This window comes from Aureimonas psammosilenae (assembly GCF_009176975.1).
GTDB lineage: Bacteria > Pseudomonadota > Alphaproteobacteria > Rhizobiales > Rhizobiaceae > Plantimonas > Plantimonas psammosilenae.
Genome location: NZ_WEZG01000004.1, coordinates 359,917 through 374,526, shown reverse-complemented (window position 1 = coordinate 374,526; position 14,610 = coordinate 359,917). Strand labels below are relative to the sequence as shown.

12 protein-coding genes are annotated in these 14,610 nt (G+C 66.8%); 3 read left to right on the top strand and 9 right to left on the bottom strand.

Going from position 1 to position 14,610, the window contains the following annotated elements; translation table 11 throughout:
• Positions 1–3 precede the first annotated feature (3 nt).
• The 4 genes from mdh to F9929_RS10485 all read right to left on the bottom strand — a co-directional run bounded on the left by mdh (position 4) and on the right by F9929_RS10485 (position 4,036).
• Complete coding sequence (mdh, locus tag F9929_RS10500) at positions 4–966, bottom strand: malate dehydrogenase (RefSeq protein ID WP_152046505.1); 963 nt, start codon at positions 964–966, stop codon at positions 4–6.
• Between the two features lie 341 nt (positions 967–1,307).
• On the bottom strand, positions 1,308–2,468 hold the full coding sequence (gene zapE, locus F9929_RS10495; RefSeq protein WP_152046504.1) for a cell division protein ZapE: 1,161 nt from the start codon (positions 2,466–2,468) through the stop codon (positions 1,308–1,310).
• A 124-nt stretch (positions 2,469–2,592) separates the two neighbouring features.
• On the bottom strand, positions 2,593–3,147 hold the full coding sequence (locus tag F9929_RS10490; protein WP_193227695.1) for a protease inhibitor Inh/omp19 family protein: 555 nt from the start codon (positions 3,145–3,147) through the stop codon (positions 2,593–2,595).
• A 232-nt stretch (positions 3,148–3,379) separates the two neighbouring features.
• A complete protein-coding gene (locus tag F9929_RS10485; protein ID WP_152046502.1) occupies positions 3,380–4,036 on the bottom strand; it encodes a carbonic anhydrase in 657 nt (218 codons plus the stop codon).
• Between the two features lie 156 nt (positions 4,037–4,192).
• On the opposite strand from F9929_RS10485, the gene F9929_RS10480 reads away from it, so the two are divergent.
• Entirely contained in the window at positions 4,193–4,804 is a 612-nt protein-coding gene (locus tag F9929_RS10480) for a LysE family translocator (protein ID WP_152046501.1), read from the top strand.
• A gap of 2 nt (positions 4,805–4,806) precedes the next feature.
• Here F9929_RS10480 and F9929_RS10475 read toward each other — a convergent pair whose 3' ends face one another.
• Genes F9929_RS10475 through F9929_RS10465 form a run of 3 tightly spaced genes read right to left on the bottom strand, consistent with a single transcriptional unit; the run spans position 4,807 to position 6,718 of the window.
• Positions 4,807–5,568 (bottom strand): DUF429 domain-containing protein, encoded by a 762-nt coding sequence (locus F9929_RS10475; RefSeq protein ID WP_152046500.1) that lies wholly within the window; start codon positions 5,566–5,568, stop codon positions 4,807–4,809.
• The gene (gene pdxY / locus F9929_RS10470; protein ID WP_152046499.1) at positions 5,565–6,449 is read right to left on the bottom strand and encodes a pyridoxal kinase PdxY; all 885 of its coding nucleotides are present in this window, start codon (positions 6,447–6,449) and stop codon (positions 5,565–5,567) included. Before pdxY ends, F9929_RS10475 begins: the two co-directional genes overlap by 4 nt.
• Entirely contained in the window at positions 6,446–6,718 is a 273-nt protein-coding gene (locus F9929_RS10465) for a hypothetical protein (protein WP_152046498.1), read from the bottom strand. The genes pdxY and F9929_RS10465 overlap by 4 nt, the downstream gene beginning before the upstream one ends.
• Before the next feature lie 331 nt (positions 6,719–7,049).
• Between F9929_RS10465 and F9929_RS10460 the strand changes: the two genes are divergently transcribed.
• Together F9929_RS10460 and F9929_RS10455 are read left to right on the top strand one after the other, a co-directional pair.
• Positions 7,050–11,882, top strand: coding sequence for an NAD-glutamate dehydrogenase (locus F9929_RS10460; RefSeq protein ID WP_152046497.1), 4,833 nt, complete (start codon positions 7,050–7,052; stop codon positions 11,880–11,882).
• 130 nt (positions 11,883–12,012) lie between these two features.
• Positions 12,013–13,011, top strand: a complete 999-nt coding sequence (locus F9929_RS10455; RefSeq protein ID WP_152046496.1) for a glycosyl hydrolase — start codon at positions 12,013–12,015, stop codon at positions 13,009–13,011.
• Here the strand turns inward: F9929_RS10455 and F9929_RS10450 are convergent.
• Positions 12,992–14,200 carry an HPP family protein gene (locus F9929_RS10450; RefSeq protein WP_152046495.1) on the bottom strand — a complete coding sequence of 403 codons (1,209 nt, stop codon included), beginning with the start codon at positions 14,198–14,200 and terminating at the stop codon, positions 12,992–12,994. The genes F9929_RS10455 and F9929_RS10450 overlap by 20 nt on opposite strands.
• A 36-nt stretch (positions 14,201–14,236) precedes the next feature.
• Positions 14,237–14,401, bottom strand: a complete 165-nt coding sequence (locus F9929_RS23975; protein WP_193227694.1) for a hypothetical protein — start codon at positions 14,399–14,401, stop codon at positions 14,237–14,239.
• Between the last annotated feature and the right edge of the window lie 209 nt (positions 14,402–14,610).

Sequence of the window (14,610 nt, the reverse complement as noted above, 5' to 3'; positions counted from 1 at the left end):
GAATTACTTCAGGCTCGGCGCGATGCCGCGGCAGGCTTCCATCAGGCTCTCGACCGAGCCGACGGACTTGTCGAAAGCGCTCTGCTCGTCGCCGTTCAGCTCGATCTCGATGACGCGCTCGACGCCTTCCGCACCGATCACGCAGGGCACGCCGACGTAAAGGTCCTTCTTGCCGTACTCGCCCTTCAGGTTGGCGGCGCAGGGCAGGACGCGCTTCTTGTTCTTCAGGTAGCTTTCGGCCATCGCGATGGCGGAAGCGGCGGGCGCGTAATAGGCCGAGCCGGTCTTCAAGAGGCCGACGATCTCGGCGCCGCCGTCGCGGGTGCGCTGGACGATCTCTTCCAAGCGCTCCTTCGTCACCCAGCCGGCCTTCACGAGGTCGGTCAGCGGAATGCCGGCAACGGTGGAATAGCGCGTCAGCGGCACCATCGTGTCGCCATGGCCGCCGAGCACGAAGGCGGTGACGTCCTCCACCGACACGTTGAACTCGTCTGCAATGAAGTGGCGGAAGCGGGCCGAATCCAGAACGCCGGCCATGCCGACGACCTTGTTCTTCGGCAGGCCGGAGAACTTCTGGAGCGCCCAGACCATCGCGTCGAGCGGGTTGGTGATGCAGATCACGAAGGCGTTGGGCGCGTATTTCGCGATCCCTGCGCCGACCTGCTCCATGACCTTCAGGTTGATGCCCAGAAGATCGTCGCGGGTCATGCCGGGCTTTCTCGGCACGCCGGCGGTGACGATGCAGACGTCGGCGCCCTCGATCGCGGCATAGTCGTTGGCGCCCGAAAGCTTGGCGTCGAAGCCTTCCACCGGACCGGACTGCGCGATGTCGAGCGCCTTGCCCTGCGACGTGCCTTCCGAAATGTCGAACAGAACGATGTCGCCGAGTTCCTTCAGGCTCGCGAGATGGGCGAGCGTCCCGCCGATCATGCCCGAACCGATGAGTGCGATCTTCTTGCGCGCCATGCTGGCCCTTCTTTGCGGCTGGCCCCGCGCCGTCAGATGGCCGGGGAGACTGTTTCCGGGCGGCCGATGCGAAGCGTCGGCCAAACCCGTGGAGATGCATCTCGAAAGATCGGCGCCCGAACGGTCCGGCACGCACGATCCCTTTCGGGACGGGGCTATAAAGGCTATGTGCCTTGCTGGCAACGGGGCGGGAAGCCCCCAAGGTTTTTCAAACGTTTAAGCCATTTTTCGCTTACGTAAGCGTCAATGAAGAAGCTCAATAGTCATAACGGGATCGGTTGACGCGACGATGACGAAGGCTTTTTTCGCTTCAGCCGCTCGAAGGCTGAGATATATGCGCCTCAGCCCGCCGCCTCGCCTTCGCCATAGCTCGCCGAGCGCATCTCGATGAGGCGCGACACGGTGCGCTGAAACTCGAAGGCTTCCGTTCCCTTCGGCGCGGTATAGAGCTTCTCGACCGGCCCTTCGGCGGACAGAACGATGCGCCGGCGCGCGTCGTAGAGCGCGTCCACGAGAAGGATCAGCCGCTTGGCCTCGTTGCGTTCCGGCAATCCCATCACCGGCACGCGGTCGAGAACCACCGTATGAAACCGCGCCGCGATCGCGAGGAAATCCTCCGCGCCGAGCGGGCGGCGCATCAGGTCGTCGAAGGAAAAGCGCGCGACGCCGTTGCCGGCCGCCGGCACCCCGAGCGTGCGGCCCTTCACCGACAAGGACGCGGGCTTCGGCTTGTCGCCGGCCAGAAGCACGCGGAAGGTCTCGTCCATCATCCGGTCGGCGTCCGGGCCGAGGGGCGTGACATAGAGGTTCTCCTGGCCGATCGTCGCCAGGCGGTAGTCCTCCGCCCCGTCGAGCTTCAGAACGTCCACATGCCGCTTCAAAAGGTCGATGAAAGGCAGGAAGTCGCCGCGCTTCAGTCCGTCGCGGTAAAGATCGTCCGGGGCGACGTTGGAGGTGGCGACGAGAACGGTTCCCGCCTCGAACAGGGCGCCGAAAAGCCGCGACAGGATGGTGGCGTCGGCGATGTCGGTGACGGTGAACTCGTCGAAGCACAGAAGCTGCGCCTTGGCGGCAAGCTCGGCAGCCACCGGCGGGATCGGATCGCCCCCCGAGACGCTGCCCGCCGCCACCGCCTTCCGATGCCGGCCGATCGCCTCGTGAACCTCGCCCATGAAGGCGTGGAAATGAACGCGCCGCTTCTTTCCGGCGCTGGCGTGCCGGAAGAAGATGTCCATCAGCATGGTCTTGCCGCGCCCGACCTCGCCGTAGATGTAGACGCCCTTCGCCGCTTCCGCGGGCTTCGAGCGCCCGAACAGCCAGCCGAGCGCGCTGCTTTTGGCCGCGAGGGAGGTGGCGGACAGATCCTTGTCGAGACGGTCGAGGCGGTCGGCGAGGCGGCGCTGGTTGCCGTCCGCCTCGATCTCGCCGGATGCGATCAGCCGCTCCAGGCTTTGGCGCACATTGCCGGGACGCGGCGCGGATCGGGGATCATAGGCGGTCATGAACGGCTCGGGTCGCGGCATGGAAGCATGGCGCGGCGCTTCGCTTCCCGACGGTCGAAGATGCGCGACCGTCGGAAAGCTGCCGGCACTCATGCCCTGGCGCGAAGGCCTATCAATCGGCCGTTCAGCGGTAAAGGCTGATCTGCTGGCCGCCGGAGGTCGAGCCGTCGTAGCGCGTGCCGCCCGACGAGGACAGGTTGGCCACCGTGGAGCCGCCCGAATCCTTCAGGACGACCGAGTTGCCCGACACGTCCCAGGCGGTGACATCGGCCACCTGCCCCGGACAACCGCGCGAGGCGGCGCGATAACCGCCGGTCCATTTCGTCAGCGCCATGAAGATCTGGCAGGAGCCGCCGCCGGCCGAAACCTTCCAGGCTCCGACGAGGCCTTCGCGCTTCAACGGCTCGGCGGAGGCGGTCTGCGCGGGAGCCGACGCCGCGCCGGGCGTGGCGGGCGCGGCGGAAGAGGCCGTCACCGGCGAGGCCGGCGGGATCGCGGCCTGCTCCACCGGGGGCGGAGGCGGGGGCGGCGGGGGAAGCTGGCTCGACTGGACGACGCCGCTGGGCGCGGCGGTCAAGGGCGCGGGACGCCCGTAATCGGCGGCGGGCGAGGCGCTCTGGCAGGCCGCCAGCGCGGCAAGTACCGCCATCGCGGCGCCCGACCTCAAGAACTGCTTCATGCACCCGATCCCCAAAAAGGCCGCTCGCCGCTCGGCGGTCGGGCCCGTCGTCCCCATTCAGCCGCCGGCCTTTTCGAAAGGCGATCGAGCCGCGATCAAAAAACGGGCCGGACGATATCCGCAAAGATTTATCATAAAGTCGAGGCGTCAACAGCCTCGCGCTCGCAAGGCCACCGAAAAGGCTCGACCGTTGCCGTCTTGCCCGCGCCGGAACGCCCGGGAAGAACCCGCGTCAGGCCGCCGCGTCTTCCACCTTCGGGCGGCGGAAGTCGCCGGTCTCGGTGTCCATCGCCCAAAGCTCGCCGGTGGAAATATCGAACCATGCACCGTGGATCGCGAGTTCCCCCGCCGCCTCGCGCTCGGCGACGTAAGGAAACGAGCGCAGATTGGCGATGGAATAGCGGATCGAGATGCGCTCCAGCGCGGTCTGGCGCTCGCCCGTCGTCAGGTGCTCCAGCGCGTTGACGCTTTTTGCCGGCTCGGTGACGAGGCTCATCCAGCGGCCGATGAAGTCGGCGGGCGACAAGGGCTCGCCCCCCGTCGTCAAGGCCGCCTTGATGCCGCCGCAGCGGCCATGGCCGAGGATCAGGATGTTCTTGACCTTGAGGCCGACCACCGCGAACTCGATGGCTGCGGACGTGCCGTGGTAATCCTCGTTCGGCCCGAAGGGCGGCACGAGATTGGCGACGTTGCGCACCACGAAGAGTTCGCCCGGCGCCGCGTCGAAGATGGTTTCGGGCGCCGCGCGCGAGTCGCAGCAGGCGATCACCAGCGTTTCGGGTGCCTGCCCCTCGCGCGCCAAAGCGCGATAGCGCGCTTCCTCGGCGGCGTAGCGTCCTTCCATGAAGCTCTCGTGCCCAGCGAGCAGATGGTCGGGAAGCAGCGCCATGAAAACCTCTGATCTTCGTTTGCTGGCGAGTTAGGAACGATGTTGCGGTGCGTCAAGCGAACGGCGGAGAGTTCGCTTGTTCGGAAAACGGGTGGCACGGCGACGTGTTGCAATTCCCAATGCAGGCACCGATACCCTGATCATAGGAAACCGCCGATGGGACCCGAGTTTCTTCTTACCTCCTTGATCGTCATCGCCTCGCCCGGGACAGGCGTTCTCGTGACCCTCGCCGCGGGGTTGTCGCGCGGCTGGCATGCGGCCGTTCTGGCGGCCTTTGGTTGCACGCTCGGCATCATCCCTCAAATGGTGGCCGCCATGACGGGGTTAGCGGCATTGCTTCATGCCAGCGCTCTCGCCTTCGAAGCGATCCGGTATGCTGGCGTCGCCTACCTTCTTTTCATGGCTTGGAGCGTGCTTCGGGAAGGCGGCACCCTGAGAATTGAAAGCGCGAATACCGACCGATCGACCCGCCAGGTTCTGGTTTCCGCAGTTCTGGTGAACATCCTCAACCCGAAGCTTTCGATCTTCTTTTTCGCCTTCCTGCCGCAATTCGTGGGGCCGCACGAGATGCAACCGGTTCTCGCGATGGGGAAGCTCTCACTCGTCTTCATGTTGATGACCTTCGCGGTCTTCGTGGTTTACGGCTGCTTCGCAGCAGCGGTGCGCCGTCATGTGACGGAACGGCCGAGCGTCATCACCTGGATGCGTCGCGCCTTTGCCGCAGCCTTTGTCGGTCTCGCCTTGAAGCTCACCTCGGCGGAAAGATGAACTCAAGCCCAGATCGTGATCGGCAGTCCGTGCGCGTCCCGTCCGGGCGGGTCGGGATAGGATCGAGCTTCTCCCCTCGCGTAACGCTCGGCCACCAAGAGAAGCGCGCAGGCGTCCAGCCAGTCGTCGCGCCCGGTGCCGCGCGGCAGGCTTCGATCGAGAAATTCGGCAGCAAGCCCTTTGCCAAGAAGCACGGCGCATCGTTCGGCGAGGCCCGGCCATGCGCCGCCGTCGCGCTGCTTCTTCGGATGGCGCATTTCCGCCCCTTCGTTCAACACGGCGAAAGCGATTTCGGGGTGGCTTTCGATCACTCGGGCCGCAAGCTCCGGCTCCGCGCGAAGCAGGCAGTCGATTTCCGCGATCTTGGGCAGGATGCCGAAGGCCTGGATGGAAAAAGCGCGCGGCGGGTCCGACAAGGACCGGGCGAGGCGGCAGGCCCTGTCCCACGCCGCCTTGCGCTCCGCCGGATCACGAAGCGGGCCAGTGGAAGCTTCCACCGCCGCACGGGCGGGAATGGAGAACAGGCTCGATTTCCGTTTGGTGAGAACCGCCCGTCCCGCTTGTTCGGCGACGCGCCCCGTCCCTTGGATGCGCTCCGGCAGTCCGATCGGCATATCCACCGCGATCACCGCGCCCGGTCCCAACCCCGCGACGAGTTCGGCGAAGGCGGGAAAAACGCGGGACGCGAGTTGCCCGTTTCCGTCTCGCACCGCCGCGATCCATCCCGCGCGGCAGCCGTCGACGCCGGCGAGCGTCCGGTTCAAGCGCGCCGGTCGCCGATCGGCAGGCCGAGCCGGCGCATCTGCACCATGGCCATGGGATGTTTGAGGCTGTCCGTGTCGGTTTCCAGCGTCAGTTCGTCCGCGCCGCGCGTCGTGGTGCGCGCCAGGATCTCGTAGACGGCGGCAGTCGTCGTCTGCAGCGCCTTATCGGTCGGCATCTCGCTCAACGTTCGCGCCAGAAGAACGGCGGCGGTGAGGTCGCCGAGCCCGTGCGGGGCCCGTGCGATCTCGCGATGCTCGGCGAGAAGCGCCTGCCGGCCGTCTACCAGAAGGTTGCCGGTGCCCCCTTTCAGAAGCGAAAAGGCCGAGGTCACCACCACCGTCGAGGGCCCGAGCGACAAGGCCGCTTCCACGAGTTCGGCATTGGTGGAAAGCTCCTGGCCGATCAGGAATTCCAGCTCGAACCGGTTCGGCGTCGCGATATCGGCGAGCGGCACGAGGCGGTCGCGGATGCCGGCAAGCGTTTCTTCCGGCTGATACAATCGTCCGCCGTCGCCCGTCACGGGGTCCAGCACGTAGAGCGCGTTTGGATTGGCGCGCTTCACCGCTTCCACGAGCCGGGCCGTCGGCTCGATCTGCTCGGGCGAGCCGAAATAGCCGGTGAGAACCGCGCCGACCTCGCCGAGCCAGGGCGCGCGTTCGAGATCGGCCATCATGGAGGCGAAATCGGCCACTGGGGGCACGATGCGCGTCGAGGGTCCGTGGCCCGGATGCCAGGGCAGCGTCACGGTCGGCACGGACCAGACCGGATGGCCGAGCGTTTCCAGCGCGAAAACGGCGGCGCGGTTGCCCACCGTGCCGCGCACCACATGGCTGGAGATGGCGATCACCGCCGCCTTGTCAGGGCGTCTCGTCCCGCTCATGCGAGTTGCGACAGAAGGGCGAGGCCGAGAAGGAGAAAACCGACGAGCCCGGCAACGCGCCCGATCCGCGTACCGATCACCTCCAGGCGGTCGCTCTGGTCCGCGTCGCGGGCGGCGAAATGGGCAACGGCGCCCGTCGCCATGCTGGCGACATGCGCGCCGACCTGCGGCTCGGTTTCCTGGCGCACGCGTTTCAGGATCGCAGCGGATTCGGCGAGGCGCGCTGCGTCTTCCGCGTCTCGGGGATTGTCGTGGGGGACCTGTCGCATGGCCGGGAAATCCTGACGCAATCGGCATCCGAGGGCAAGTCGTACACCTGTCGCGCGACGATTTTAGAGTGCCTAACAATACCTCCGGGCGGAGGATGGCCAAGGGATTTTTGTTGCCCGCAAGGCGCCAAACGCAGTCGATGCCGGCGGCATCGGCGAGGATTGGCAACGGTCCATGCGGACGGGGCGAGACAAGCGGCTCGCCCCTTCGGGCGACGGAAAGACCCGGCCAGCCGACCCCGCGAGGTTTTGTTAGGCACTCTTAGCTTGCCACCCGCGATCACGGCCCACATTGCTGTTGTTACGGGCATTCGCAAGGGGGACGACTGGCATGACCGGCATGGAGGGCAAGGCCGCGATCTTCGCGGCGCTGGAACGAGCGGCTTCGAGCGAAGCGGCGCGCGGGCTTGGCCCCCTTCTCTTCGCCCGCCCGCCGGCCGAGGACCTGCGCCCGATCGACCCCGCCGGCCTTGGCCTTGCGGCCGAAACGGCGGCCGACGCCCTCGGCCGCCATCGCCCCGGCGGCCACGACGTCCATGTCGCGCGGCCCGAAAGCCTGACGCGGCGCGGCAGTCCGCTCGCCCTTCTCACCGTCGTCAACGACGACATGCCCTTCTTGTTCGATTCCGTCACGGCCGAGATCGCCGCGCGCGGCCGCGCCGTCGCCTATGTTTCCCACCCGATCATCGAAGCGCCGTCCGGCCCGGTCAGCCTGATCCAGATCGCCTTCGAGCCCGACCCCGATCCTGCCGGCGACGCGTCCCTCGAAGCCGCCGTCCGGCGCATTCTCGAACAGGTGGCCGCCGCCGTCGGCGATTTTCCGGCCATGACGGCGCGCGTGCGTCAGGCGGTGGAAACGCTCGGGAACCGCCGCGCCAACGGGGCGAGCGAAGCCTCCGCCGCCGTCGACGAGGCGATCGAGTTCCTGGAATGGCTCATAGCCGACAACTTCATCTTCCTCGGCCTTCGCGAGCTCGACTATGCCGGCGACGACGCGGAAGGCGACGTTCTGGTGGATCGCGGCGATACGGGCCTCGGCATCCTGCGCGATCCGAGCGTGCGCGTTCTCGGCCGCCCCGGCGCGCCAGTCCAGGCGACGCCGGAGATCCGCGCCTTTCTCACGGCCCCCGCCCCCCTCATCGTCACCAAGGCCAATACGCGCTCGTCGGTGCATCGGCGCGCTTATCTCGATTATGTCGGCGTCAAGCGCTACGACGAGGCCGGCGCCTTCCGGGGGGAACTCCGCATCGTCGGCCTTTTCACCTCCTCGGCCTATACGCGCTCCGTCCTGTCCATCCCGTATCTGAGGCCGAAGGTCGAAGAGGTCATCCGCCGCTTTGGCCTGCGCCGTGCCTCCCATAGCGGCAAGGCGCTTCTCAACGTCCTGGAATCCTATCCGCGCGACGATCTCTTCCAGATCGGCGTCGACCGGCTGGAAGCCTTCGCGGGGCGCATCCTCGATCTCGGCGAGCGCCCGCGCGTTCGCGTTTTGCCGCGCATCGATCGCTTCGACCGCTTCGTGTCGGTTCTCGTCTTCGTGCCGCGCGAGCGCTACGACACGCGCCTCGCCGAGCGGGTCGGCACGCTTCTGGCCGAGCGCTATGCCGGGCATCTGACGACCTACTACCCGGCCTTTCCGGAAGGCGAGCTGGCGCGCATCCACTTCATTCTCGGACGGCGCGGCGGCAAGACGCCGGAGCCCGATGTCGCGGAACTCGAAGAGGAGGTCGCGGCCTTGGCGCGGGCCTGGGCCGACGATTTCGCCCGCGCTTTAGCGCTCGCCGGCATGGACCCCGCGCTTCTCGGCCTCGCGGCGGGCCTGCCCGACAGCTATCGCGACGTGATCGAGCCGGCGGAAGCCGTGACCGATGCCGGCCGCATCGCGAAGCTCGACGACAGCGCCGCCCTCGCCATCGACTTCTACCGCCGCTTGAGCGATCCGACCTCCGCGCTGCGCCTCAAGATCTACCATCTCGGCCATGCCGTGCCCTTGTCGGTGCGCGTGCCGATCCTGGAAAATCTCGGCTTCTCCGTCGTGTCGGAGCGCACCTTCCGCATCCGCCGGCCGGGCGGCGACACGGTGCATCTCCACGACATGGACCTTGTTCCTCGGCGCGGCGGCGACATTCGCCTCGAAGACGGCGGTCGGGCGCTGGAGGACACGTTCGCGGCGGTCTTCGCGGGCCGCATCGAGAACGACGCGATCAACGCCCTTGTTCTGGAAGCCGGCCTTTCCTTCCGCCAGGCGAACGTGATCCGCGCTTATTCGCGCTATCTGCGTCAGGCCGGCATTTCGGTCGGCCAGGACTTCATCGCCGAGGTCCTTCTTCGCCATTCGGGCATCGCGCGCCTTCTGTGGGACCTCTTCGCCGGGGCCTTCGATCCCGCCCGAACCCAAGCGCCCGAAACCGTGCCGGAAGGCGAGGATACGGAAGACCGGCAGTTGCGCATCGCCGCCGAGAAGGGCGTCGCCGGCCCCTACCGCGCGGTCCGCCAAGCGCTCGACGCGGTGGAGAGCCTCGACGACGACCGGGTGCTGCGCCGTCTCCTCAACCTCGTGGTCGCGACGCTTCGCACCAATTTCTTCACTGTCGACGGCACCTCGGCCGATCCGGCATCCGAACCCGGCCGGGTGGAGCCGGCGCTCGCCTTCAAGCTCGAATCCGCGCTTGTCGAAGGCCTCCCCGCTCCCGTGCCCTTCCGCGAAATCTTCGTGTTCGACGCGCGGGTGGAAGGCGTTCACCTGCGCTTCGGGCGCGTGGCGCGCGGCGGCCTTCGCTGGTCCGACCGGAGCCAAGACTACCGCACGGAGATCCTCGGCCTTGTGAAGGCGCAGCAGGTGAAGAACGCGGTGATCGTGCCGGTCGGCGCCAAGGGCGGCTTTCTGCCCAAAACCCTGCCCGATCCGTCGGATCGCGAGGCCTGGAACAAAGCGGGGCGCGCGGCCTATGTGGTCTTCATCGCCTCGCTCCTCACCGTCACCGACGATATCCAAGGCTCGGCCGTCGTGCCGCCTTCGGGTGTCAAACGCTTCGACGGGGACGATCCTTATTTCGTGGTCGCGGCCGACAAGGGCACGGCGACCTTCTCCGACACCGCCAACGCCATCGCCGTTTCCAACGGCTTCTGGCTGGACGACGCCTTCGCGTCCGGCGGCTCGGCCGGCTACGACCACAAGGCCATGGGCATCACGGCGCGCGGCGCCTGGGAAGCCGTGAAGCGCCATTTCCGCGAGATCGAGCGTGACGGCAAAGCCTGGGACATCCAGTCCGAACCGTTCACGGCCGCCGGTTGCGGCGACATGTCGGGCGACGTCTTCGGCAACGGCATGCTCCTGTCGGAACAAACGCGCCTCGTCGCCGCCTTCGACCATCGCGACATCTTCATCGACCCGAACCCCGACGCGGCGCGAAGCTTCAAAGAGCGGCAGCGCCTTTTCGCCCTCCCCCGCTCCTCCTGGGCCGATTTCGACCGTTCCGTGATTTCGGGCGGCGGCGGCGTCTTTTCGCGGCGCGAGAAGGTCATCCGCTTGTCGGAGGAAGCGGCGAGCGCCATCGGCTGGAACAAGCGCTCCGGCACCCCCGCCGAGATCATCACCGCGATCCTGAAAAGCCCGGTCCATCTTCTGTTCTTTGGCGGGATCGGCACCTATATCCGCGCCTCCACCGAAACCAATCTCGATGTCGGCGACCGCGCCAACGACGCGGTACGCATCACCGGCGCGGAGGTGCGCGCCAAGGTGATCGGCGAAGGCGCCAATCTCGGCCTGACCCAGCGCGGGCGCGTGGAATATGCGCGGTCGGGCGGGCGCATCAACACGGACGCCATCGATAACTCGGCGGGCGTCAACACCTCCGACGTCGAGGTCAACATCAAGATCGCGCTGAAGGGCGCGATGGACCAGAACCGGCTGGCGCGGCCCGAGCGCGACATCCTCCTGAAGAGCATGACGGAGGACGTGGCAAGCCTCGTGCTCGCCAACAACTACGAGCAGACGCTGGCTTTGTCCCTGGAAGAGCGGCGGGGCGCGAGCGGCCTGCCCCTCCAGTCGCGCTTCCTCGCCAGCTTGGAGGAAGCCGGCCTTCTCGACCGCGCGGTGGAGTTCCTGCCATCCGAGGCCGCGCTCGCCGATCTTCGCGCGGCGGGCAACGGGCTGACGCGGCCGGAACTGGCGGTCGTCCTCGCCTATGCCAAGATCGCGCTCTTCGATCAGCTTTCCTCAGGCTCCCTGCCCGACGAGCTCTATCTGACCCAAAGGCTCCACGCTTATTTCCCGGCGGCGATGCGCGCGAGCTTCGCCGCCGATATCGACGCCCACCGTCTGCGCCGCGAGATCGTGGCGACGAACCTCGCCAATGCCATGGTGAACCGGCTCGGGCCGACGATCGTCACCGCGATCCGCGACGCGAGCGGCGCGTCCTTCAGCGATATCGGCCGCGCCTTCGTGTCCGCCACCGACGTCTTCGAGGCCGAGCGCCTTTACGCCAGCGTCGACGCTCTCGACGGGACGGTGCGCGGCGACGTGCAGAACGGCCTTTACGACGCGCTCGGCCTGTTCCTCCAGATTACGACGCGCTGGTTCGTGACGAATGGCGAGCGGCGCGAGCGCTTCGCGGAAGGAATCAACGAGATGCGGGAGCGGATCGCCCCGCTTCGGCCGCGTCTTCTGGAACTCGCCAGCGAGCCCGCCCGGCTTGCCGCCACCACCGAAAAAGACCGTCTGGTGCAGGCCGGCGTGCCGGAAGGGGTCGCCGCGATGGTGGCGTGCCTACCGCTTTTCGCACTTCTCCCGGACATCGCGCTTGTTTCACGTGAAACGGAGAAACCAGTCGAGACCGCGGTGACCGCTTATTTCGCCGTGACGGACCTTCTGGAGATCGGTCGGCTGGAAGCCGCGCTGCTTCGCCTTGCCCCGACGGATTATTACGAGATCCTGGCGCTGGACCGGGCGAACGCCCAGATCGTCGCCGCCCGCCGCCGCCTCACCGTGGCCGCCCTGTCGCGCCATGGCGACGAGGCCGCGCCGGTCGAGGCCTGGGCGCGGCATCGCGAGTCCGTTCTCGCCCGCATCCGCCCGCAACTGGCGCAGCTCGCAGGCTCGGGCGAAACCTCGGTCGCCCGCCTCACCGTCGCGGCGGGTCTTCTGTCGGATGTACCGGGATAGAGTTGGCGGCGTTTAGGGAGGACACGCGGCGGTAAACAGGATTTGCTCGCATTGGATGAGCCGGTGTGGTTGAGAAGCTATCGCACTGCATCAATTAGTCGCTGACGAAAAGCCCATCGGAAGGTCGGTCATGCGGAAATCCTGCTGTCTCGCGCTGGCGTTGTTCATGGCGGCTGTGCCGTCCCTTGCCCGCGCCGAATTCATCTGGGGCGTGAACGGCCATCCCTTCACCGCCTATCCGAACCTGACCCTTCAACAGCAGATCGACGAACTGAAGGCTTTGGGCGGGACGTCCTACCGCGTCAACGTTTCGAGCCTCGACTATATGGACGGGCTGAAGGCGTTGGTCGCCATGGGCAAGTCCAAGGGGATCACCATCCTGCCGATCCTCATCCCACCATTGGAGCCGGAGAAGGAGTCGGAGGAGAACCTTTATTCCAAGAGCAAGGCCTTCGCTCGATACTATGCCACCGCCTTCCCCGAGATCGAGGTTTGGGAACTCGGAAACGAGTTGGACAACTTCGCCATTCTTCAGCCTTGCGAGATGCGCGACGACGGTTCGCAATATCCTTGTGAATGGGGTCCGGCCGGAGGTGTGGGGGCGGACGAGTATTTCACCCCGCGCTACAAGAAGGTCGCCGCCATTCTGCGCGGCCTGTCGGAAGGCACGGCCGAAGCCGCGCCCAATGCTCGTCGCGCGATCGGCACCGCCGGCTGGGGGCATGTCGGCTTTTTCGAGCGGCTCGCCAAGGACAAGATCACTTGGGACATCACCATCTGGCATATGTACGAGTTCAAGGACGAATGGGCCTTCAAGGAACTCCAGAAGTACGGCAAGCCGATCTGGATCACCGAGTTCAACCATAGCCAGGGAAGCGCCAAGGACGGCGAAGAGGCCCAGGCGGCCGGCCTGAAACAGATGATGGAAGGGATCTATGCCCTTCGCACGCAGTACAATATCGAGGCCGCACACATCTACGAACTCTTCGACGAGCCGCAATGGGCGCCGAATTTCGAAGCCTTTATGGGACTGATATCGGTGGTTAAATCGCCCGAAGGCACCTGGATGGTCGGGCCCCCGAAAAAGGCCTACGCGCCTGCGCGGGAGATCATGACGACGATGCGCTGAGCGGGCTTCGCGGCGGGTCGGGAGTTGTTTCCCCTTCCCGCCCCGCCGCTTCCGCCAGAAGCGCGACGATCAGGTCCGACTGCGAGATGATCCCGGCAAGGCGCTCGTCCGCGTCCACCACCGGCAGGTGATGGAGGTTCGTCGCCGCCATCAGGCGAACGGCATCGGCCAGAAGCCCCTCAGGCTCCACGCATCGGACAGGCACCGTCATGATATCGGCGACCCGGCCGTTCGGCGCCCGGCCCTGGCTCGCCGTCAACCTCATGCGGTGGCCCCAGGCGAGGCGTGGCCCCTGCCGGTCGAAGGCCGCTTTTTCCAGAAGATCGGTCTGCGTGACGATGCCGAGCACGCGGGCGCTCTCGTCCGTGACCGGTAGAACCTTGATATGGTGGGCGCGTAGAAGCGCCAGGGCTTCGCGAAGCGGGGCGTCCGGCGAGATCGCCACGACATCGCGCGACATGACCGATGAAACGCTTGCCGTTCCCGCGCGCCGGCGATAGGAGCGGATCTCGGCCTGTCGCAGGATCGCTTCCAGATCGCCCCGGTCGACGTCGATCAACTGGTCGTATTCGGCAAGCACGGCGTCGAGATCGTCGCGGGCAAAGCCGACGCGGTTGGCGGGCGCCACGTCATTCGTGCCATGGCCGGCGGGCGCATCCAACGGCCGGTGCGGATAGGACCGCCCGGTCAGGTTGTTGAAGGCGAGCGCCACGATAAGCATCAAAGCTGAGTTGGCGAGAACGGGCCACAAAACGAAGTTGTAGCCGAGATCGCGGATCGCCGCGCCGCCGAGCACCGCCGTCAGCGCCACCGCGCCGCTCGGCGGGTGGAGGCAGCGCAACACCATCATGGCGGCGATCGCCCCGCCGATGGCGAGGCCGGACGCCAGAAACGGATCGGGCACGAGGCCGGCGACCGTCACGCCTACGAGCGAAGACACGAGGTTGCCGCCGAGGATCGACCATGGCTGCGCCAAGGGGCTCGCGGGAACCGCGAACAGAAGCACGGCGGAAGCGCCCATCGGCGCGATCAGGATCGGCAGCGCCGGCCCCCCTGCACTGCCGAGCGCGAGCTTGGAGACCACCCCCGTCAGAAGAACGCCGACGGCCGCGCCGAGGGCCGAGCGCAGCCGCTCGCGCCCGCTGACGCGGGCGGCGTTGGGCAGGAAGGCGCGCAGGAAGGGCCGCATTTCAGGCCCGCCCCGCGCGCCGCGTCGACGCGCTCGTCAGGCCGGGCGCTCTTTCTTCTTGCGCACGAGTTCGGGCTGGGCCGTGGCGAATTTCGAACCCGCCGGCGCGGCGGGCGCGGCGCTGGCCGAGGCACCGGCCGCCTTCTTGTCCTTCTTCGGCTTGCGAACTTCCTTGTTCGAACGCACCTGACCCTTGGCCATGGTTTTCCCCCTTGATCCTGGTGATCCGATTTAGAGCATCGTCCGGGATATCGGTCGCGGGTATGCCGCCGGGCTTTTGGTTCAAGGTCAAGGGGTTCGCCAAGGTCGTAGCGGGGCTACGGCCGCAGGCGGAACCCGATGGATTTGGGCCAAAAGCACAAGGCAGACTCGCGTTCGATATTCTGGACGATGCTCTAGCCCGTCGCGCC